Source organism: Streptomyces sp. NPDC051183, assembly GCF_040682455.1.
Lineage (GTDB): Bacteria > Actinomycetota > Actinomycetes > Streptomycetales > Streptomycetaceae > Streptomyces.
This window is the reverse complement of the sequence record NZ_JBFBBA010000030.1, coordinates 54,901-74,858: the sequence shown is the minus strand read 5'-3', so window position 1 is coordinate 74,858 and position 19,958 is coordinate 54,901. Positions and strand designations below refer to the sequence as shown.

The window sequence follows — 19,958 nt, the reverse complement described above, 5'->3', positions numbered from 1 at the left end:
CCCGCAAGGCCTCCCACGCCCCGCAGACCCGCGAGAGTCTGCGGGGCGTACGCGTGTCCGCGCGCGCCCGCCAGGGCGCTGCTAGAACCCGCGGGTGCGCTTCGCGGCCCGGCGCTTGGCGGCGCTCGCCGCCCCGGGGATCCGCATGAACAGCCGGGAGGTCTCCGACCCGAGGTTGACCCCGATCGCGATGGCCAGCGCGATGGCGGCCGCGTTCGTCAGGGAGCCGAGGCCCTCGTTGAGCCGGTCCTCGGCGATCAGCAGCAGCCCGTAGTACGTCGCCGAGCCCGGCAGCAGCGGGCCGATGGCCGCGGTCACGTACGGCAGGGCCGAGGCGAAGCGGTAGCGCGAGAAGAGCTGGCCGAAGAGGCCCACCAGCCCGGCCGCGATGGCGGTGGACGGCACCGGCGGGATGCCTCCGGCGTAGTGCAGGGCCCCGAAGGTCACCCAGGCGACCCCGCCGTTCAGGGTCACGATCCACACGGTGGAGCGCTCCTGTTGCAGCAGGATCGCGAAGGTGAACACCAGCACCATCGAGGCCGCGATCTGGATCAGCGGCCGCTGGGTGATCTGGAGGACCTCCTCCGGCTTGGGGGCGGCGCCGAACTGGAGCCCGATGTAGAGCACGACCAGGACGCCCATGATGATGCCGATGAAGAGGTACATGACCTCCAGCAGCCGGGCGGACGCGGTGATGTAGTAGCCGGTCAGACCGTCCTGCACGGCCGCGACGAGGGCCCGCCCCGGCAGCAGCGCGAACAGTCCGCCGGTGATCACCGCGGAGGCCTTGATGTCCTCGATCTCCAGGAGCTTGAGCGCGACCCCGAAGGCGGCGGGCGGCATCGCGGCCACGACGAACTGGTAGAACTCCGGCAGTCCGCGCCCGGCGAACAGCCAGGCCAGCCGGTCGCCGAGGATCGCCCCGATCGCGGCCGCGAAGAACACGATCACGCCACCGCCGACGAGGGTGGAGGCCGCGCCGGCGAGCACCCCTGCGGCCAGCGTGAGCACCCAGCCGGGGTACGGGTGCCGGTTGCGGCGGATCTCGGCGAGGCGCCGGTAGGCCTCCTCCAGCGAGATCTCGATCTCGGGGGCGCTGATGTCGTCCACCAGCCGGAACACGGCCGCGAGCCGGTTGTAGTCGGTACCGCGGCGGCGCACGGTCCGGTTCGCCGAGACGGGGTCGTCCACCAGCGAGGGCTGGTGCGTGATGGACAGCATCGTGAAGGTGACCGTGGGCTCGCAGCGGTCGAGCCCGTAGCTGCGGGCCACCGCGAACATCGCGGCCTCCACGTCCTCGGCGCCCTCCCCGCCCGCGAGCAGCAGCTCGCCGATGCGCAGGGTGAGGTCGAGTACGCGGCCCACCGCGGGCCCGGCCTCGGTCTGCTTCTGCACGGCCTCGGGGACCGGCCGTACGTCGACCGGCATGCGCAGCATGGTGCGCATGCGGTCCTGCCACGGGGAGGCGACGGGGAAGCCCGGGGCGGGGGTGTAGGCGGGCGGGGAGTGCGCGGCGCTGTAGGTCGCCGGGGTTGCGAAGGCGGAACCCTCCTCCGGCTCCGGGGGCAGCGCCGCCAGGCCGTCGGGGACGGCGAACTCCGAGGTCGGCTGGTCCTCCTCGGCCGCCTCCGGCTCCATGCCCGGCGGAGGGGTGAAGGCGCTGCGCGCCTCGTCGGACGTGGGCTTCTTGTCCTCTGCCCCGTCGGCCTCCGCCACGCGTCCTCCACTCTGCGATCACCGGCGGTATCAGTATGCGGAACCGTTTCCTCCTGGGCTCCCCGGGCCCCGGGGGCTACACCGGGCAATTCGGCCCGTCCGGCGTTCGAGGACCGGGTCCGGGCAGAGCCCGGGGCCCCGCCGGGCGCCACTCCCCACCCCCGGGAACGCGACAGCGGGCGGCACCCCTATGGGTACCGCCCGCTGTCGTGCCGGAAGAGGGCCGGGGGACACCCCCCGACCGCGCTTCACCGGCGGAGCCTAGTGGTGGCCGCCCTGGGCCTCGAGGCGCTTGTACGAGGCCTCGATCTCGGCCTCGGCCTCGGTGCGGCCGACCCAGTTCGCGCCCTCGACGGACTTGCCGGGCTCCAGGTCCTTGTAGACCTCGAAGAAGTGCTGGATCTCCAGGCGGTCGAACTCCGACACGTGGTGGATGTCGCGCAGGTGCTCGACACGCGGGTCGGAGGCCGGGACGCACAGCAGCTTGTCGTCGCCGCCGGCCTCGTCCGTCATGCGGAACATGCCGATGGCGCGGCACTTGATCAGGCAGCCCGGGAAGGTCGGCTCGTCAAGGATGACCAGCGCGTCCAGCGGGTCGCCGTCCTCGCCGAGGGTGTTCTCGACGAAGCCGTAGTCGGCCGGGTAGCTGGTCGAGGTGAAGAGGCGACGGTCCAGGCGGATCCGGCCGGTCTCGTGGTCCACCTCGTACTTGTTCCGCGAACCCTTGGGGATCTCGATGGTGACGTCGAACTCCACGTCCTGCTCCTCCATGATCAGCTGCATGCAGCTTGATTGCTTCGAGACTGCGTTGTGATGAACTGCGTGCGCGTCCGGCCCAGCCCTGCCGGGTGGGGTGCCATGCTCGCGGCAAGACGCAGTGGTTAAGTGTCCCTCACGCATATGTGTGATCGCGAAAGGGGCTGGTCCGAGGTGCCATTGATCAAGACGTGGCAGCTCATCGCGGGGTCGGCCGTCGCCGGCCTCGCCCTGTCGGCGGCGGCGGTGACCGCCGCCGGTCCTTGGGACTCCGGCCAGCGTAAGGCCGAGCGGGACAGGGCCGCCTCCTGGGGCCCTACGGGTGGCGCAGATCACGGTGGCGGCGGAGCCGCGGACGGCGCCGGAGGGCTCCCGCAGGCCGCACCGAGCGCCCCCGGCGTGCTGGCCGGCGTGGGGCCCGGCATCGGGCCCGGCGGCGCCGCGAAGGCCGGTGCCACCGAGCAGTCCGGGCTCGCCGCCGCGCTGCGGCCGCTGCTCGCGGACCCCGCGCTGGGCAGCGTACGCACCGCCTCGGTGATCGACACCGCCACCGGGCAGGTCCTCTACGAGTCCGGGGCGCGGGACGCGATGACCCCCGCCTCCACCATCAAGATCGCCACCGCCGCGGCCGCGCTCGCCGCCCTCGGGCCCGAGCACCGGATCAGGACCACCGTGACCCCCGGCCCGGGCCCCGGCCAGATCGTCCTGGTCGGCGGCGGCGACCCCTCGCTCACCGCGAAGAAGAAGGCCCCCGCCGGCTCCGGCGGCAGCCTCGTCGCGCTGGCCGCCGACACCGCGCAGGCCCTCAAGGCCGCCGGCAGCGACACCGTGGGCCTCGGCTACGACGACTCCCTGTACACCGGCGCCGCCCGCCACCCGATCGGCCGCAACGACAACCTCGCCCCCGTCACCGCCCTCACGGCCGACGAGGGCCGCCCCGACGACTCCGCGTCCGGGCCCGTCGAGCGCACCGACGACCCCTCCAAGGACACCGCCCGCGCCTTCGCCGCCCTGCTCAGGGAACGCGGCATCAAGGTCACAGGCGAACCCGCCAGGGCCAAGGCCCCCACCGGGGCGGTCCCGCTCGCCACCACCCTCTCGACCCCCCTGGCCGGGCTCGTCGAGCGGATGCTGACCAACAGCGACAACGACATCGCAGAGGCCCTGGCCCGCCAGACCGCCCTCGCCGCAGGCCGGCCCGCCAGCTTCGAGGGCGCCGAGCAGGCCGTCACCGAGAAGCTGGCCTCCCTCGGCGTCGACGTCGCCGGCTCCCGCTTCGCCGACGGCAGCGGCCTCAACCGCGCCGACAGGGTCAGCACCGGGCTGCTGACCGGGCTGCTCGCCAAGGCCGCCGACCCGAAGCGGCCCGAGCTGCGTCCCGTACTCACCGGGCTGCCCGTCGCCGGCTTCACCGGCACGCTGCGCACCCGCAACTCCGGCACCTCCCCGGCCGCCGGCGTGCTGCGGGCCAAGACGGGCACCCTGACCGGGGTCAACTCCCTCGCCGGAACCGTCGTGGACCCCTCCGGCCGACTGCTCGCCTTCGCGTTCCTGACGGCGAACAGCCCGGCCGCCGAGGGGGCGGAGAAGGCCCTCGACAAGCTGGCCGCCGCCGTGGCCACCACGCCTTAGACCTGCGCCGGGGGATCCGCCCGACGCCTCGTCCACGTACGGTTGACGCATGACGAGCATCGGTGGTGCGGAGATGGTCGACTGGAACCTCGCGGTGGCGACCGCGACCCGGCTCGTGCGCCCCGGCCCGGAGGTCAGCCGGGACGAGGCCCGGGCCGTCGTCGCGGAGCTGCGCAGGCACGCCAGGACCTCGGAACGGCACGTACGCGAGTTCACCCGGATGCTGCCCGAGAACAGCGGCGTCCCCGACACCCCCGTGCTCGTCGTGGACCGGGCCGGCTGGGTCAAGGCCAACGTGGCCGGCTTCCGGGAGCTCCTTGCGCCGCTGCTCGGCAAGATGCAGGAGCGACGAGCCGGCACCCCCGGAGCCGCCGTGCTCGGCGCGGTCGGCGGCAAGGTCACCGGCGTCGAGCTGGGCATGCTGCTCAGCTTCCTGGCCTCCCGCGTGCTGGGCCAGTACGAGACCTTCGCGCCGGTCACCCGCGACCTGCCCGGCTCCCCGGCGGGCGGCGGCCGACTGCTGCTGGTCGCGCCGAACATCGTGCACGTGGAGCGCGAGCTCGGGGTGGACCCGCACGACTTCCGGCTCTGGGTCTGCCTGCACGAGGAGACGCACCGTACCCAGTTCACGGCCGTCCCGTGGCTCCGCGAGCACCTGGAGGGCGAAATCCAGACGTTCCTCGGCGCCACCGAGGTCGACCCGATGACCGTGCTGGAGCGGCTGCGCGAGGCCGCCCAGTCCTTCGCCGGCGCCCGCCCCGACGCCGAGCGGGGCGACGAGGGCCGCTCCCTGGTCGAGCTCGTGCAGACCCCCGAGCAGCGCGAGGTCCTCGCCCGGCTCACGGCCGTCATGTCCCTGCTGGAGGGCCACGCCGACTTCGTCATGGACGGCGTCGGCCCCGAGGCGGTGCCCTCGGTCGCCGAGATCCGCGAGAAGTTCCAGCAGCGCCGGGCCAGCGGCGCGGGCCGCCTCGACGCCGCCCTGCGCAAGCTGCTCGGCCTCGACGCGAAGCTGCGCCAGTACCGCGACGGCGAGCGCTTCGTACGAGCCGTCGTCGGCCAGGTCGGCATGGACGGCTTCAACCGCGTCTGGACCTCCCCGAACACGCTGCCCACCAAGGCCGAGATCGCCCGGCCCGCGGACTGGGTGGCCCGGGTGCACCGCAAAGGGAGCGAAGAGAGCCAAGGGAAGTGAAGTGGAGTGACACAAGGGGCGTAAACATGTCCCTCTGGGGGAAGCAGCATCACCCGTCCGAGGGACCGTGGGCCGTGGAAGGGCGTGCGATGCTCGGGGAACGGCTCGGCTCTGTCACCATCGACGCACTCTGAGTGACATCCCCGCCCCGCGGGGACGCCGGGCAGAACCCCCAGCGCACCACCCGCACCACCCTCCCCGAAAGCCTCCCCGCCTGGCAGGCCAGGCATCCGAACTCCACCGAAGGGCACCGGACATGGGTCCCCATCCTGCGGTCGCAGCGATACGCCTGGCGGTCCGCCGCGTACTCCACGACGTACTGACCGACCTCACCGACCTTCCCGCTCACGCGTCCGCCTCCGCAGCCGTCTCCGGCCGCGGCTCCGCGGGCCGTGGCACCGACGGTCGCACCGCCGGCGGCACCCTGCCACTCGTGCTCGTCGCCTGCTCCGGCGGCGCCGACTCCATGGCGCTCGCCTCCGCCCTCGCCTTCGAGGCCCCCAAGCTCGGCATCCGGGCCGGCGGCATCACCGTCGACCACGGGCTCCAGGCCGGCTCCGACCTGCGCGCCGCCGAGGTCGTCACCCGCATGACCGCGCTCCGCCTCGACCCGGTGGAGTCCGTCGCCGTGCGCGTCGGCCGCGACGGCGGACCCGAGGCCGCCGCCCGCGACGCCCGCTACGCCGCGCTGGACGAGGCCGCCGACCGGCTGGGCGCCGCCGCCGTGCTGCTCGGCCACACCCGCGACGACCAAGCCGAAACCGTCCTGCTGGGCCTCGCCCGCGGCTCCGGCATCCGCTCCCTCTCCGGCATGGCCGAGAAGTCCGGCGGCCCCGGCCGGACGAACCGCTACCGCCGCCCCTTCCTCCAGGTGGACCGCCAGACCGCCCGCAAGGCCTGCATGGTCCAGTCCCTGGCCGTCTGGGACGACCCGCACAACATCGACCCCGCCTACACGCGCTCCCGGCTGCGCCACGAGGGACTGCCCGCCCTCGAAAAGGCGCTCGGCAAGGGAGTCGTCGAAGCGCTCGCCCGCACCGCCCAGCTCTCCCGCGACGACGCCGACGCCCTGGACTCCTGGGCCGCCGAGGCCGAGACCGGCGTACGGGACGAGGACGGCCGCCTGGAGTGCGCCAAGCTCTACGCCCTGCCCCCGGCCGTCCGGCGCCGCGTACTGCGCCGGGCCGTGGTCGCGGCCGGCTCCCCCGCAGGCTCCCTCTTCGCCCGCCACATCGAGGAAGTCGACCGGCTCATCACCGGATGGCGCGGCCAGGGCGCCATCAACCTGCCCGGCCGGGTCGAGGCCCAGCGGCAGGGTGGCAGACTTGTCATCCGGCAGGGCTGATTGGTGCTGAAACACGGCTGAGTCCTCCGGGGGCACCCCCGGAGCCCCGGCCGACAACGAAAGTGATGCGGGTGGACGAGAAGGACATGGGCAGCGACCTCCAGTCGGTGCTCATCACCAAGGAAGAGATCGACGCGAAGCTGGCCGAGCTGGCCGCGAAGATCGACGCGGAGTACGCGGGCAAGGACCTGCTCATCGTCGGTGTCCTCAAGGGCGCCGTGATGGTGATGGCGGACCTGGCGCGCGCCTTGTCCACCCCGCTCACCATGGACTGGATGGCGGTGTCCTCCTACGGCGCCGGGACCCAGTCCTCGGGCGTCGTCCGGATCCTCAAGGACCTGGACACCGACATCAAGGGCAAGCACGTCCTGATCGTCGAGGACATCATCGACTCGGGCCTGACCCTGTCCTGGCTGCTGTCGAACCTGGGCTCCCGCGAGCCGGCCTCCCTCGAGGTCGTCACGCTGCTGCGCAAGCCCGACGCCGCGAAGGTCGCGATCGACGTGAAGTGGGTCGGCTTCGACATCCCGAACGAGTTCGTCGTGGGCTACGGCCTCGACTACGCGGAGAAGTACCGCAACCTGCCGTTCGTCGGCACGCTCGCCCCGCACGTCTACGGCGGCTGAGGCAGGAACCGACGGGGGCGGCCGCACGGGCTGCCCCGCAGGGGAACCCTGGAACGATTCCCGCCGTTGGAGCAGGGGAAGGCGGGTCTGTCAGCCGTCCCACGAGGCCGCGGGTGACAATTCAGGGGTACATTCCGAAGAACACTCTTTACTCACAGCAGCATTTACCTACGGGCAGGAGGGACGGGGTGCCTGGCGCCCCGTATGGATGGACGTGAAGCGATACTTCCGTGGGCCGGTCATGTGGATCGTGCTGGCCGTCCTCGCCGTGGTCGTGTTGATGAATGTCGTCGGCTCCGGCGGCGGCTACAAGACGGTGGACACCAGCGAGGTCATCAAGGCGATCAACAGTGGCCAGGTGCAGAGCGCCGAGCTCACCACCGGCGACAGCCAGATGGTCAAGGTCGAGCTGAAGAAGGACCAGAAGCTCGCCGACAACTCCGGCACCAAGTTCCAGGCCAACTACATCGGGGACCAGGGCGTCCAGCTCGCCCAGAACCTCCAGAGCAAGTACGAAGCCGGTCAGATCCCGGACGGCTACAAGGTCGCACCGGACAAGACCAGCCCGTTCCTGAGCGTGCTGCTCTCGCTCCTGCCCTTCGTCCTCATCGTCGTCGTCTTCCTGTTCCTGATGAACCAGATGCAGGGCGGCGGCTCCCGAGTGATGAACTTCGGGAAGTCCAAGGCCAAGCTCATCACCAAGGACACCCCGAAGACGACGTTCGCCGATGTCGCGGGCTCGGACGAGGCCGTCGAGGAGCTCCACGAGATCAAGGAGTTCCTCCAGGAGCCGGCGAAGTTCCAGGCCGTCGGCGCCAAGATCCCCAAGGGCGTGCTGCTCTACGGCCCGCCCGGCACCGGTAAGACCCTGCTCGCGCGTGCCGTCGCGGGCGAGGCCGGTGTCCCGTTCTACTCGATCTCCGGTTCCGACTTCGTCGAGATGTTCGTCGGTGTCGGTGCCTCGCGTGTCCGCGACCTGTTCGAGCAGGCCAAGGCCAACGCCCCGGCGATCGTCTTCGTCGACGAGATCGACGCCGTCGGCCGGCACCGCGGTGCGGGCCTCGGCGGCGGTCACGACGAGCGCGAGCAGACCCTCAACCAGCTGCTGGTCGAGATGGACGGCTTCGACGTGAAGGGCGGCGTCATCCTGATCGCCGCCACGAACCGCCCCGACATCCTCGACCCGGCCCTCCTGCGCCCCGGCCGCTTCGACCGCCAGATCGCGGTCGACCGTCCCGACATGCAGGGCCGTCTGGAGATCCTCAAGGTCCACCAGAAGGGCAAGCCGGTCGCACCGGACGTCGACCTCTCGGCCGTCGCCCGCCGCACCCCCGGCTTCACCGGTGCCGATCTCTCCAACGTCCTGAACGAGGCCGCGCTGCTCACGGCCCGCTCGGACAAGAAGCTGATCGACAACCACATGCTGGACGAGGCGATCGACCGCGTCGTGGCGGGCCCGCAGAAGCGGACCCGGATCATGTCGGACCGGGAAAAGAAGATCACCGCGTACCACGAGGGCGGACACGCCCTGGTCGCGGCGGCCTCCCCGAACTCCGACCCGGTCCACAAGATCACGATCCTGTCCCGCGGCCGGGCCCTGGGTTACACCATGGTCCTGCCCGACGAGGACAAGTACTCGACCACGCGCAACGAGATGCTCGACCAGCTGGCGTACATGCTGGGCGGACGCGCGGCCGAGGAGCTGGTCTTCCACGACCCGACCACGGGCGCGGCGAACGACATCGAGAAGGCCACCGCCACGGCGCGGGCCATGGTCACGCAGTACGGCATGACCGAGCGTCTCGGTGCGATCAAGTTCGGCGGCGACAACACCGAGCCGTTCCTCGGGCGCGAGATGTCGCACCCGCGGGACTACTCGGAAGAGGTCGCGGCGCTGGTCGACGAAGAGGTCAAGAAGCTCATCGAGACCGCGCACAACGAGGCCTGGGAGATCCTGGTCGAGAACCGCGACGTCCTCGACAACCTCGTCCTCGCGCTGCTGGAGAAGGAAACGCTGAACAAGGAGCAGATCGCCGAGATCTTCTCGACGATCGTGAAGCGCCCGGCCCGCCCGGCGTGGACCGGCTCCTCCCACCGCACGCCGTCGACCCGCCCGCCGGTGCTCTCTCCCAAGGAGCTCCAGCTGACGAACTCGGCGAACGGCACGTCGGCCGGCACGGCCGTCACGCCGGTCTCCACGGAGAAGGGCATCGAGGTCGCTCCGGAGGACCGCCCCGAGGTCTGATCCACCCGGAATGGAAGCCGCGCCCCCCAGGTTCTAGCCTGGGGGGCGCGGCACTTTTATATGCCCGCGAGCGTTGTGTGCACAGGAACGAGGAAGACATGACCGACCCAGTGACCCTGACCGGTGACGAGGGCACGATCGGCGAGTTCGACGAGAAGCGCGCCGAGGCGGCCGTCCGAGAGCTCCTGATCGCGGTCGGTGAGGACCCGGACCGTGAGGGCCTGCTGGAGACGCCGGCGCGCGTCGCGCGGGCGTACAAGGAGATATTCGCCGGCCTGTACCAGAAGCCCGAGGAGGTCCTCACGACGACCTTCGACCTCGGCCACGACGAGATGGTCCTGGTCAAGGACATCGAGGTCATGAGCAACTGTGAGCACCACCTGGTCCCGTTCCACGGTGTGGCACACGTCGGCTACATTCCGTCGACCGACGGCAAGATCACCGGCCTGTCGAAGCTGGCCCGCCTGGTGGACGTGTTCGCCCGCCGCCCGCAGGTGCAGGAGCGGCTGACCACGCAGATAGCCGACTCCCTGATGGAGATCCTGGACCCCCGCGGGGTCATCGTGGTCATCGAGTGCGAGCACATGTGCATGACGATGCGCGGTGTGCGCAAGCCCGGGGCGAAGACCATCACCTCGGCGGTCCGCGGCCAGCTCCGCGACCCCGCGACCCGCAACGAGGCCATGAGCCTCATCATGGCCCGCTGAGCTCTGGCCGCCCGGCCTAGGCGCGGGCCGGGGCTTCCGGGGACTGGTCGTCGTCCTCGGGGAGCTTCAGGACGTGCTCCAGGAAGAGGGCGGCGGCGATGACGGCCGCGCCCGCCAGGACGGAGAACCCGGCGTACCAGGTCTGGTCCCGGCGGGCGGGGATGTCGAGGGATTCGATCAGCAGGTAGACGCCCACGCCGCCGTACATGCCCGCCACGAGCGCGGCCACCAGCGCGCTGGCCTGTCCGAAGACCACCGCGCGGGCCGCCATCAGCGGCTCCACGCCCTTGGCGCCCGCCCGCCGCTCGCGCTGGGCCTTCAGGCGGGAGCGCAGCGACAGGGCGGTGGCGAGGAGCACCACCGCGATCACCGCGAGCACGATCGGCGCGGCCAGCGGGACCCCCGGCAGGCTGCCGTAGGTGCTCAACATCCGGGCACCCGCCCAGGACAGGACCCCGGCGACCAGGAAGATGCCCGCCAGGACCGCCGGCCTCAGTTGCTTCACTTGCCCGTTCCCCGCTCTCCGCACCACTCCGTCAGCAGTCCACAGGCTCGCATAGTTCCCCGGCCATCCGTAGCGATCGCGTTGGGTTCTGGCGGTGATGTCGGTCCTGTACCGGTTCCGGGTGACCTTTCTGTGTGGGGTGTCGTTGGTCGGATGACCGTACGTTCGGCCGAATCTGCGCGCGCCGGTCGAACCTGAACGACGCCTTGGCCCGGGCCGCCGGCCGCTGGGCCGTGGATCAGGCCGTCGCGGCCGGGGCGAGCGTCATCTACGTCGAAGACCTGCGGTCGCTGGAAGCCCGTGGCATGAGCCGCACCCTCAATACCCGTCTCTCCCAACAGGTTCGCGGGCAGATCGTGGACCGCATGCGGCACATGGCCGCCGAAGCGGGCATCGCCGTCGTCACCGTCCCTGCGCGCAACACCTCCCGGCACTGCCCGCGCTGCCTCACCCCGCTCCGTCACTGCAAGGCTCCCGACCGGCCCACGACACCGGGCTGGAAGTGGGCCCTCTGCCCTACCTGTCACTGGCAGGGAGACCGGGACCAAGGCGCCTGGCAGCGCATCGCATCACGCGGCCTCGCCCACCAGGCCAAGACGGCCTACGACCGTGCCACGGGCGCGATGGCGATCCGCTCGGTCGTCGACACCCTCGAAGCGGCCGCAGTCATCACCCCCACCCGGCGGGACCGGTCCAAGACCGGGCCCACCCGGCGTAAAGCAGCACGTCCGACGCCCAGGCGACGCCGGACACCCTCCCCCACCCGGCCGCAAGGACCGGCGGGAAAGCGTCCGGAGGGACACGCTCACACGGACCGGATCCAGCTGCCCCGCGCAGCCCACCGGCACCAGGGCGCGACAACGATCAGCACACCCACCAGCCGACACCGGCCACGAGGAACAGCACTCGGCGCGGGATTCCACTTCCACGCCCACGCCACCCCTCCACGGTGGAAACAGCGAGCTGATCAGTGACGCTAACGACTACTCCGGGAGGCGGAGTTCCAGGTCGGGGCGCGCCGTGACGCCGGCGAGGCCGATTTCGGCCAGGAGGGCGGCGACCGGGCCGCGGCCGGGGATCCGGGCCTCGGGGTCGATGTCGTTCCAGGGGGCCAGTACGAAGGCGCGCTGGTGGGCCCGCGGGTGCGGGAGGGTGAGGACGGGGTCGTCGGAGACGACCTCGGCGTACGAGACGATGTCGACGTCGATCGTGCGCGGACCGTACCGCTCCTCGCGGACGCGGTCGAAGGCCTCTTCGATGGCGTGGCCGCGCTCCAGGAGCGAGGACGGCGGCAGGGTGGTCCGGATGGCGACGACCGCGTTCAGGTACGAGGGCTGCGAGCCGGGGGCCACACCCCAGGGCTCCGTCTCGTAGACGGGGGAGACGGCCTTGACCCGCAGGCCGGGGGTGTCGCCGAGGGCGTCGATGGCGCCCTGGAGGGTCTCCAGGCGGTTGCCGAGGTTCGCGCCGAGCGCGACGACGGCCCACTTGGGGTTGGACAGCGTGACGTCCGCCGCGTCGACGGCTTCGACCACGGAGGCGGGTACCGGCTGGACGGTGGGGTCGCTCTGGGCGTTCTGTCCGTTGTTCATGCGCGGCTCCGGGTGATCGTGATGGTCACGTCGTCGAAGGGGACGGTGATGGGCGCGTCCGGCTTGTGGACGACCACCTCCACCTGCGCCACCGCTTCGTGCTTGAGGCACTGCTGGGCGATCCGCTCGGCGAGGGTCTCGATCAGGTCGACGGGCTCTCCCTGGACCACGTCGACGACCTCTTCGGCGACGACCCCGTAGTGCACGGTCTTCGCCAGGTCGTCGTCCTCCGCCGCGGGGCGGGTGTCGATGTGCAGCACCAGGTCGACGATGAAGGTCTGGCCCTCCTCGCGCTCCCGGGGGAAGACGCCGTGGTGCCCGCGAGCCTTGAGGCCGCGCAGCGCGACACGATCCACGCGAATCACTCCTGCTTTCGTAGGTGCTTCCGGCCCCCGGGGCTCCCCGGGGCCATGGGCCTGCGCCGAGTGCGGTCGGCGTCGTCCGTCTTCGAATTTACCTGCGAAATACCTCGGGCCCCGCCGGAGGGGTCAGGAGGGCTGCTCTTCTTCGTCCTCGTCGGAGTCCGTGAGGACGGGAGAACCGTGGTGGGACCAGAGCCGCCAGCCGTCCGGTGTGCGTCGGAACACATTCGTGGCGACCACCAGCTGGCCGACGAGCGGGCCGAGCTCGCCGGCCTCCTCGGAGGGGCCGCCGCTGAGGATGTTCTCCGTGCACGTCACCAGGGCGGTGTCACCTATGACGGCGACCTTGGTGTCGGTGAGGAAGAACTGGATGTAGTCGGTGTGGGACATGATCAGCGCGTACGAGCGCAGCACCTCGCCGCGGCCCGAGAGCACCGGCCAGCCGGGGTGCACGCAGGAGATCTCGTCGTCGAGCCAGAGCGCCGACATCGAGTCGAAGTCCCCCTGCTCCATGGCCTCGTAGAAGGCCGTGTTGACCTCTTCGACCGCTTCGATGTCGGTACGGCTCACCGTGCCCCTTCCCTGTCGCTACGGCGTGTCCGTGCTCGGCGGGACACAGTGCGGATCCCAGCGCGGACCCCAGCGCGGATCACAGTGCCCCTTCCACGGCGCGGGCCACCCGAACCGCGTCCGCGCTCGCCCGTACCTCGTGGACCCGTACGGCCCAGGCGCCCTGGTGGGCGGCGATGGCGGACACCGCGGCGGTGGCGGCGTCGCGCTCGCGGGCGGGCGGCGGCGAGGCGTCGGCGGCGCCGGCCAGGACCCGGCCGAGGAAACGCTTCCGCGAGGCGGCGACGAGCAGCGGGAAGCCGAGCGCGCGCAGCCGGGGCAGGTGCGCGACGAGGGCCAGGTCGTGCTCGGCGTTCTTGGCGAAGCCGAGGCCGGGGTCCACGAGGAGCCGCTCGGGGGCGATCCCGCCGGCGACCACGGCGTCGATGCGGTCGCGCAGCTCGGCGGTGACCTCGGCGAGCACGTCGTCGTAGACGGCGAGGCTGTTCATGCCGTCGCTGAAGCCGCGCCAGTGCATCACCACGAACGGCACCTCGGCGGCGGCGACGGCCGGGATCATGCCGGGGTCGGCGAGGCCGCCGCTGACGTCGTTGACCAGGGTCGCGCCGGCGGCGACGGCCCGGGCGGCGACGGAGGCGCGCATGGTGTCCACGGAGACGACGACGCCCTCGGAGGCGAGGCCGCGCACCACGGGTACGACGCGGCGCAGCTCCTCCTCCTCGTCGACGCGGGAGGCGCCGGGGCGGGTGGACTCGCCGCCGACGTCCACGAGGTCGGCGCCCTGTGCGACGAGGTCGAGGCCGCGCTTGACGGCCGCGGTGGTGTCGAACCAGCGGCCGCCGTCGGAGAAGGAGTCCGGGGTGACGTTGACGACGCCCATGACCCCGCAGCGGTCCCATTCGGGCAGACCTGTGACCCGGCCCCTGTCGGCGGCCCCGCGCTTCGTGTTCATAGGTCCAAGGGTAGGGCTGACCTGGACAACGCAGGGCCCCGGAGCCGTTCGGCTGCCGGGGCCCTGGGTGGCGTCCACGGGGTGGTGGGGGCCGGTGGGGGGCGGGGGACCGCTTACGCGGCCCGCACCTCGCGCTCGGCCTGGACCGGTACCGCGGTCACGCGGTGGTGGGCGCAGGTGCGGACCGGCTTGGGGCGGCGCCGGCTGGCGAAGAGCCGGGGCAGGGCCAGGGTCACGAAGCCCTCGGCCTGCATCACGGCGAAGCCGATGCGGGGCAGGTCGCGGGTCTGGCGGTAGACCATGAAGCGCGGCTCCCAGCGGGGGCGGAACTTCTCGTTGAACTTGTACAGCGACTCGATCTGGAACCAGCGCGAGAGGAAGACCAGCAGGCCGCGCCACATCCGCAGCACCGGGCCGGCGCCGATCTTCTCCCCGCGGGCGAGGGCGGCGCGGAACATCGCGAAGTTCAGGGAGACCTTCTCGATGCCCAGGGACGGGGCTTCCTGGAGGGAGGCCACGATCAGCAGCTCGTTCATGCCGGGGTCGGCGGCGCGGTCGCGGCGCATCAGCTCCAGCGACATGCCGTCGCTGCCCCAGGGGACGAAGTGCAGGACGGCCTTGAGGTCGCCGTACGGGGAGGTGTCGCCCTCCTCCACGCGGTGCGCGGTGGCGATGAAGCAGTCGCCGTCGCCGTCGTCGCCGACCCGGCCCAGGGCCATCGAGAAGCCGCGCTCGGTGTCGGTGCCGCGCCAGGCCTCGGCGGCGCCGCGGACCTGCTCCAGCTCGGTCGGGGTCAGCTCGCTGACGCGGCGGACCTTGGTGGTGTAGCCGTTGCGTTCGATGCGCTTGACCATCTGGCGGACGTTGCGCATGGGGCGGCCGGCGAGGGAGAAGTCTTTGACGTCGACGATCGCCTCGTCGCCGAGCTCCAGGGCGTCCAGGCCGGTCTCGCGGGTCCAGACCTCGCCGCCGGTCTCGCTGCAGCCGACGACGGCCGGGGTCCAGGAGTGGGCCTTGGCCTCTTCCATGAACCGCTCGATGGCGCCGGGCCAGGCCTCGACGTCGCCGATGGGGTCGCCGGAGGCGAGCATCACGCCGGAGACGACGCGGTAGGTGACGGCGGCCTTGCCGCTGGGGGAGAAGACGACGGCCTTGTCGCGGCGGAGCGCGAAGTGGCCGAGCGAGTCGCGGCCGCCGTGCTTGGCCAGGAGCTCGCGCAGCTTGGTCTCGTCGTCGGAGGTGAGACGGGCCGCGGGGTGTTCGGGGCGGAAGGCCAGGTAGATGGTGGTCAGCGCGGTGAGCATGCCGAGGGCGCCGAGGGAGTAGCCGACGGTCCAGGACACCCGGCCGGCGTAGTCGACGGGTCCCTCGAAGCCGAAGAGCCCGTAGACGACGTGGCTGATCTGCTCGGAGATACCCGGCTTGCCGACGACGCGGCCGGGGTGCGAGTTGACGATGACCAGGCCGAGGCCGATCGACCCGGCGCTCATCAGTACGAAGTTGGCGAGTGCCTTCCAGCGGCTGCGCGGGTCGGGCAGTGCCCGGAATTCACTCTGGTGGCGTACGAGCAGCGTGAGGAGCACGGCCGCGATGACTACACCGATGATCGAGTGACGGTACGTAAACTGGGCCACGGCTCCGGCGGGCAGCAGGACCACGGCGGCCCGCCAGGCGCGGCGCTTGTGGCGCTTGAGCCCGTGGGCGAGCAGCAGCAGGAGTACGCCCGCGCTGATGGAGAGGGCTGCGGCGAACGGCCCCAGGGAGCCGGGCAGCACCTCGGTGACCGCGTGGATCCGGCTGTGCCGGAACCGCGGGAAGACACCCGCCGCGATGTCCAGCAGGCCGACGATCATGACGGCCGTACCTACCAGGCCCGGGACGGACTCCGGTCGTGGGCCTTGGAGGATTCGGCTGACCCGCTTCGGAACCTGTCCGGACTTATCGCCATCTATCCTGCTAGACATCGCTTCCCGTTGCTCCGCGAGAGATCATGTGGCCGAAGGCCGCGACAGCCTCCGGAGTGTGGTGCGTCCACTAGGACGACATCGAGGAGGAGCGGGTTCACTCTTCCGTCGAGAAAAAAACTAGTCCTGCCATAGAAAGTCGACTGACTGCTCATGGGTCTCACCAGTAATACGGTTCTGGCGCTGGCCATTGTCGCCGGTGTGCTGCTGTTCGCAGCCACGGTCTGGTTCTGGCCGCGGCTCTCCGGCCGCACCTGGCGCGCGCTGATCGGCCGGATCGGCCTCCTGCTGGCCACTCAGCTGGCGCTGTTCTCGGCGGTGGGGCTCGCGGCGAACAAGTCGTTCCTCTTCTACGGGTCCTGGGCCGACCTGCTGGGCAAGGAGACGTCCATCGGCAAGGTCGTCGACCACTCGATGAGCAGCAAGGACATCAAGGTCGTCGACAAGCAGAAGCTGGACGTGCCCGGCGGCGGCAAGCCCCAGGTCGGCGGTCAGATCCTGAAGGTCGCCATAACGGGCCAGAAGTCGAAGATAACGAGCCCGGGCTACGTGTGGCTGCCGCCGGAGTACTTCCAGCCCCAGCACAAGGACGCGAACTTTCCCGCGTCCATCGTGCTGACCGGCTACCCGGGCACCGCCGAGAACCTGATCAAAGGGCTCGACTACCCGATGAAGGCCTTCAGCCTGTCCAAGGCCGGCAAGATGAAGCCGATGATCCTGGTCATGATGCGCCCGACCATCGCGCCGCCGCGCGACACCGAGTGCGTGGACATACCCGATGGCCCCCAGACCGAGACCTTCTTCGGCGTGGACCTGCCGCAGGCCATCACCGATACCTTCCGGGTCGGCAAGAAGCCGCAGAACATGGGCTTCATCGGCAACTCCACGGGCGGCTACTGCGCTCTGAAGATCGCCGCGCACTACCCGCAGACCTTCGGCGCCGCCGCGGGTCTGTCCGCGTACTACGACGCCCCGGACGACCCGACGACCGGTGACCTGTTCCACGGCGACGACAAGCTGAAGAAGCGGGCGGACATCCTCTACACCATCGAGAACAAGACCCCGACCGGTACGTCCTTCCTCGTCACCAGCAGCGAGAAGGGCGAGCCGAACCTCGCCGACACCAAGAAGTTCATCAAGAAGGTCAAGAGCCCCGACCGGGTCTCCTCGATCATCCTCGACAGCGGTGGCCACAACTTCAACACGTGGCGCCGCGAGATCCCGCCGATGCTGGTGTGGATGAGCGGGCGCATCCAGGCCTGAGCCCGGCAGCCCCAGCGCCCCGCTTCAAGCCTCCTGCAGCTGGGCCCGGCGCAGCGCCCGGTGCACCCCTTCCGGGGTGAGTACGCCGACCAGTGCGCCGGACTCCGGATCCGTGACCCCGATCCGGCCGGAGTCCTCTTGCAGGAGCACCGCGAGGGCCTCGCGCAGCGAGGCCCCCAGCGCGACCGTCGCGGCGGGCTCGCCGCCCCCGGGTGCCGCCAGGTCGGCCGCCTCCACCGGGGTGACCGCGAGCCGCTTGAGCCCCCGGTCGGCGCCGACGAAGGAGGCCACGTACTCCGTGGCCGGCGAGCCGAGCACCGCGGCCGGGCTCGCGAACTGCTCGATGGTGCCCGCTCCGTAGACCGCGATGCGGTCGCCGAGCCGGATCGCCTCCTCCAGGTCGTGCGTGACCAGCAGGATCGTCTTGCGCACCGTCTGCTGGAGCGTCAGGAACTCGTTCTGCAGGCGTTCGCGCACCACCGGGTCCACCGCCCCGAACGGCTCGTCCATCAGCAGCACCGGCGGATCCGCGGCGAGTGCGCGGGCGACGCCGACGCGCTGGCGCTGCCCGCCGGAGAGCTGCTCGGGATAGCGGCCGCCGTGTACCGCCGGGTCCAGCCCCACCAGTTCGAGCAGTTCGGCCGCCCGGGCGCGGGCCTTGGCCTTCGGCGTGCCGAGCAGCTGCGGCACGGTCGCCGTGTTCTCCAGCACCGTCTTGTGCGGGAACAGACCGACCTGCTGGATGACGTACCCGATGCGGCGGCGCAGTTCGACCGGATCGGCGGCCGCGATGTCCTCGCCGGCCAGCAGGATCCGGCCGGAGGTCGGCTCGATCAGCCGGTTGACCATCTTCATCGTCGTGGTCTTGCCGCAGCCGGAGGGGCCCACCAGCGTGACCAGCTCGCCCTCCGCGACCTCGAAGGACAGGTCCGCGACGGCCGTCGTCCCGTCGGGGTAGCGCTTGGTCACTTGCTCGAATCGGATCACATCGCCATCCTTCCCTACCCGTGTGCCCGGGTTGGCGAAGGGTTTGTAAGAGGAGTGTTGCGCGCCCGCGAACGATTCCGGCCATTGTGGGCGGCGGGGGTTATGGTCACTCGTGGCTGCGCATTCGGGAAGACGTACGTTCGAGGGCAGGGGGTGATCGGCATGGCCGGGCAGAACTGCCTGGTGGCGAACGACTGGCTCTGCTGGGAGTACGTCACCTCCCGCTCCCAGGAGCTGACCGACGCCACGCTCGAACACGTCTGGATCACGGGCCTGTCGGTGCTGATCGGACTCGCCGTGTCCCTGCCTCTCGCGCTGCTGGCCCGCCGCGGCCGCCGCTGGGCGGCCCCCGTGCTCGGCGTCACCACGCTGCTCTACACGATCCCCTCGCTCGCCATGTTCTCCCTGCTGCTGCCCGTGTTCGGGCTCTCAGCGGCGCTGGTGGTGACCGGCCTGGTGCTCTATTCGCTGACCATCCTGGTCCGCAATGCGCTGGCCGGCCTGGAAGCCGTCCCCGAGGACGTACGGGAGGCCGCGCGCGGCATGGGTTACGGGCCCGGGCGGCTGCTGTGGCAGGTCGAACTGCCGCTGGCGCTGCCCGCGCTGCTGGCCGGGGTGCGCATCGCCACCGTATCCACGGTCGCGCTGACCACGGTGGGCTCCATCGTCGGCAAGGGCGGCCTCGGCAATCTCATCGCCCCGGCCGTGAACAGCTCCTTCAAGGCCCAGGTGCTCACGGCTTCGGTGCTGTGCGTGCTGCTCGCGCTGGTGGCGGACCTGCTGCTGCTCGGCGTACAGCGGCTGCTCACGCCGTGGACGCGGGCCGTCCGGACCACCGAGGGGGCCTGAGGGATGGGCGTACTGGGCGGGGCCTGGGACTGGCTGGCGGACGGTGCCAACTGGTCGGGCGAGAGCGGCGTCTGGCACCGGCTCGGCGAGCACGTCTACGTCAGCGGGGTCGCCCTGGCCATCGCCTGCGCGGTGGCGCTGCCGCTGGGCCTGTGGCTCGGCCACCTCGGCAGGGGCGGGGCCCTCGCCGTCAACGTCTCCAACATCGGCCGGGCGGTCCCCGTCTTCGCGGTGCTGGCGCTCTTCATGGTCTCGCCGCTGCGCAACGCCGGGTACGTGCCGACCATCGCGGCGCTCGTGCTCTTCGCCGTACCGCCGCTGCTGACCAACGCCTATGTCGGCATGCGCGAGGTGGACCGCTCCGTGGTGGAGGCCGCCCGGGGCATGGGCATGTCGGGCGGCCAGCTGTTCCGGCGGGTGGAACTGCCCCTCGCGCGCGGTCTGGTGATGACGGGTCTGCGCTCGGGAGCCGTGCAGGTCATCGCCACCGCGACGATCGCGGCGATGGTCGGGCAGGGCGGCCTCGGCCGGATCATCACGGCCGGCTTCAACACGTACAACACCCCGCAGGTCGTCGCGGGCGCCCTGCTGGTGGCGGCGCTGGCCCTGCTGGTCGAGGGCGCGCTGATCGCGGTGGACCGGCTCTTCCCGCGCCCGGCGGCCCGCTGACCGTCCGGCAGCCTTTCCCTGTT

19 protein-coding genes are annotated in these 19,958 nt (G+C 71.2%); 10 read left to right on the top strand and 9 right to left on the bottom strand.

The genetic code is table 11. The annotated features are described in order from the left end of the window. Positions 1–81 precede the first annotated feature (81 nt). Both AB0M99_RS25075 and AB0M99_RS25070 read right to left on the bottom strand, forming a co-directional pair. Positions 82–1,716, bottom strand: a complete 1,635-nt coding sequence (locus tag AB0M99_RS25075; RefSeq protein ID WP_365924043.1) for a threonine/serine exporter family protein — start codon at positions 1,714–1,716, stop codon at positions 82–84. Positions 1,717–1,977: 261 nt separating this feature from the next. Next, positions 1,978–2,472 (bottom strand): inorganic diphosphatase, encoded by a 495-nt coding sequence (locus AB0M99_RS25070; protein WP_008742522.1) that lies wholly within the window; start codon positions 2,470–2,472, stop codon positions 1,978–1,980. Between the two features lie 144 nt (positions 2,473–2,616). On the opposite strand from AB0M99_RS25070, the gene dacB reads away from it, so the two are divergent. The 6 genes from dacB (at position 2,617) to folE (ending at position 10,222) form a co-directional block, all read left to right on the top strand. Further along, positions 2,617–4,104: a D-alanyl-D-alanine carboxypeptidase/D-alanyl-D-alanine-endopeptidase gene (gene dacB / locus AB0M99_RS25065; RefSeq protein WP_365924041.1), complete on the top strand. Its 1,488-nt coding sequence runs from the start codon at positions 2,617–2,619 to the stop codon at positions 4,102–4,104. A gap of 49 nt (positions 4,105–4,153) precedes the next feature. After that, positions 4,154–5,299, top strand: coding sequence for a zinc-dependent metalloprotease (locus AB0M99_RS25060; protein ID WP_365924039.1), 1,146 nt, complete (start codon positions 4,154–4,156; stop codon positions 5,297–5,299). A gap of 256 nt (positions 5,300–5,555) precedes the next feature. Beyond that, complete coding sequence (gene tilS, locus AB0M99_RS25055; protein WP_365924037.1) at positions 5,556–6,644, top strand: tRNA lysidine(34) synthetase TilS; 1,089 nt, start codon at positions 5,556–5,558, stop codon at positions 6,642–6,644. A gap of 65 nt (positions 6,645–6,709) precedes the next feature. After that, entirely contained in the window at positions 6,710–7,270 is a 561-nt protein-coding gene (gene hpt, locus AB0M99_RS25050; RefSeq protein ID WP_330297848.1) for a hypoxanthine phosphoribosyltransferase, read from the top strand. A gap of 208 nt (positions 7,271–7,478) precedes the next feature. Continuing rightward, on the top strand, positions 7,479–9,515 hold the full coding sequence (ftsH, locus tag AB0M99_RS25045; protein WP_365924034.1) for an ATP-dependent zinc metalloprotease FtsH: 2,037 nt from the start codon (positions 7,479–7,481) through the stop codon (positions 9,513–9,515). Positions 9,516–9,613: 98 nt separating this feature from the next. Further along, positions 9,614–10,222, top strand: coding sequence for a GTP cyclohydrolase I FolE (gene folE, locus AB0M99_RS25040; protein WP_365924032.1), 609 nt, complete (start codon positions 9,614–9,616; stop codon positions 10,220–10,222). A gap of 16 nt (positions 10,223–10,238) precedes the next feature. On the opposite strand, the gene AB0M99_RS25035 is transcribed toward folE, so the two are convergent. After that, positions 10,239–10,727, bottom strand: a complete 489-nt coding sequence (locus AB0M99_RS25035; RefSeq protein ID WP_365924030.1) for a DUF3180 domain-containing protein — start codon at positions 10,725–10,727, stop codon at positions 10,239–10,241. 305 nt (positions 10,728–11,032) lie between these two features. Between AB0M99_RS25035 and AB0M99_RS25030 the strand changes: the two genes are divergently transcribed. Then, the gene (locus tag AB0M99_RS25030) at positions 11,033–11,701 is read left to right on the top strand and encodes a zinc ribbon domain-containing protein (RefSeq protein WP_365924136.1); all 669 of its coding nucleotides are present in this window, start codon (positions 11,033–11,035) and stop codon (positions 11,699–11,701) included. 9 nt (positions 11,702–11,710) lie between these two features. On the opposite strand, the gene folK is transcribed toward AB0M99_RS25030, so the two are convergent. The 5 genes from folK to AB0M99_RS25005 all read right to left on the bottom strand — a co-directional run bounded on the left by folK (position 11,711) and on the right by AB0M99_RS25005 (position 16,167). Beyond that, on the bottom strand, positions 11,711–12,319 hold the full coding sequence (gene folK / locus AB0M99_RS25025) for a 2-amino-4-hydroxy-6-hydroxymethyldihydropteridine diphosphokinase (protein ID WP_365924028.1): 609 nt from the start codon (positions 12,317–12,319) through the stop codon (positions 11,711–11,713). After that, positions 12,316–12,675: a dihydroneopterin aldolase gene (folB, locus tag AB0M99_RS25020; protein ID WP_365924026.1), complete on the bottom strand. Its 360-nt coding sequence runs from the start codon at positions 12,673–12,675 to the stop codon at positions 12,316–12,318. Before folB ends, folK begins: the two co-directional genes overlap by 4 nt. Before the next feature lie 132 nt (positions 12,676–12,807). After that, on the bottom strand, positions 12,808–13,251 hold the full coding sequence (locus AB0M99_RS25015; RefSeq protein ID WP_365924024.1) for a nuclear transport factor 2 family protein: 444 nt from the start codon (positions 13,249–13,251) through the stop codon (positions 12,808–12,810). A gap of 79 nt (positions 13,252–13,330) precedes the next feature. Further along, positions 13,331–14,203: a dihydropteroate synthase gene (folP, locus tag AB0M99_RS25010; RefSeq protein ID WP_365924022.1), complete on the bottom strand. Its 873-nt coding sequence runs from the start codon at positions 14,201–14,203 to the stop codon at positions 13,331–13,333. A gap of 113 nt (positions 14,204–14,316) precedes the next feature. Continuing rightward, positions 14,317–16,167: a phosphatidylglycerol lysyltransferase domain-containing protein gene (locus AB0M99_RS25005; protein WP_365924020.1), complete on the bottom strand. Its 1,851-nt coding sequence runs from the start codon at positions 16,165–16,167 to the stop codon at positions 14,317–14,319. Between the two features lie 153 nt (positions 16,168–16,320). Between AB0M99_RS25005 and AB0M99_RS25000 the strand changes: the two genes are divergently transcribed. Beyond that, the gene (locus tag AB0M99_RS25000) at positions 16,321–17,430 is read left to right on the top strand and encodes an alpha/beta hydrolase-fold protein (protein ID WP_365924018.1); all 1,110 of its coding nucleotides are present in this window, start codon (positions 16,321–16,323) and stop codon (positions 17,428–17,430) included. 24 nt (positions 17,431–17,454) lie between these two features. Here the strand turns inward: AB0M99_RS25000 and AB0M99_RS24995 are convergent, their stop codons facing one another. Further along, complete coding sequence (locus AB0M99_RS24995; protein ID WP_365924016.1) at positions 17,455–18,417, bottom strand: ATP-binding cassette domain-containing protein; 963 nt, start codon at positions 18,415–18,417, stop codon at positions 17,455–17,457. A 162-nt stretch (positions 18,418–18,579) separates the two neighbouring features. Here AB0M99_RS24995 and AB0M99_RS24990 point away from each other — a divergent pair, with 162 nt between their 5' ends. Together AB0M99_RS24990 and AB0M99_RS24985 are read left to right on the top strand one after the other, a co-directional pair. Further along, on the top strand, positions 18,580–19,266 hold the full coding sequence (locus tag AB0M99_RS24990) for an ABC transporter permease (RefSeq protein ID WP_365924014.1): 687 nt from the start codon (positions 18,580–18,582) through the stop codon (positions 19,264–19,266). Between the two features lie 3 nt (positions 19,267–19,269). Then, positions 19,270–19,935: an ABC transporter permease gene (locus tag AB0M99_RS24985; RefSeq protein WP_365924012.1), complete on the top strand. Its 666-nt coding sequence runs from the start codon at positions 19,270–19,272 to the stop codon at positions 19,933–19,935. The last annotated feature ends 23 nt before the right edge of the window (positions 19,936–19,958 follow it).

Bases quoted from the DNA above. Each gene is read 5' to 3' on its own strand.
- AB0M99_RS24985 (WP_365924012.1), top strand. From the start codon at position 19,270: ATGGGCGTACTGGGCGGGGCCTGGGACTGGCTGGCGGACGGTGCCAAC.
- tilS (WP_365924037.1), top strand. From the start codon at position 5,556: ATGGGTCCCCATCCTGCGGTCGCAGCGATACGCCTGGCGGTCCGCCGC.
- AB0M99_RS25005 (WP_365924020.1), bottom strand. From the start codon at position 16,167: ATGTCTAGCAGGATAGATGGCGATAAGTCCGGACAGGTTCCGAAGCGG.
- AB0M99_RS25060 (WP_365924039.1), top strand. From the start codon at position 4,154: ATGACGAGCATCGGTGGTGCGGAGATGGTCGACTGGAACCTCGCGGTG.
- folP (WP_365924022.1), bottom strand. From the start codon at position 14,203: ATGAACACGAAGCGCGGGGCCGCCGACAGGGGCCGGGTCACAGGTCTG.
- folE (WP_365924032.1), top strand. From the start codon at position 9,614: ATGACCGACCCAGTGACCCTGACCGGTGACGAGGGCACGATCGGCGAG.
- dacB (WP_365924041.1), top strand. From the start codon at position 2,617: ATGTGTGATCGCGAAAGGGGCTGGTCCGAGGTGCCATTGATCAAGACG.
- AB0M99_RS25030 (WP_365924136.1), top strand. From the start codon at position 11,033: ATGAGCCGCACCCTCAATACCCGTCTCTCCCAACAGGTTCGCGGGCAG.
- AB0M99_RS25000 (WP_365924018.1), top strand. From the start codon at position 16,321: ATGGGTCTCACCAGTAATACGGTTCTGGCGCTGGCCATTGTCGCCGGT.
- hpt (WP_330297848.1), top strand. From the start codon at position 6,710: ATGCGGGTGGACGAGAAGGACATGGGCAGCGACCTCCAGTCGGTGCTC.
- folK (WP_365924028.1), bottom strand. From the start codon at position 12,319: ATGAACAACGGACAGAACGCCCAGAGCGACCCCACCGTCCAGCCGGTA.
- ftsH (WP_365924034.1), top strand. From the start codon at position 7,479: ATGGACGTGAAGCGATACTTCCGTGGGCCGGTCATGTGGATCGTGCTG.
- AB0M99_RS24990 (WP_365924014.1), top strand. From the start codon at position 18,580: ATGGCCGGGCAGAACTGCCTGGTGGCGAACGACTGGCTCTGCTGGGAG.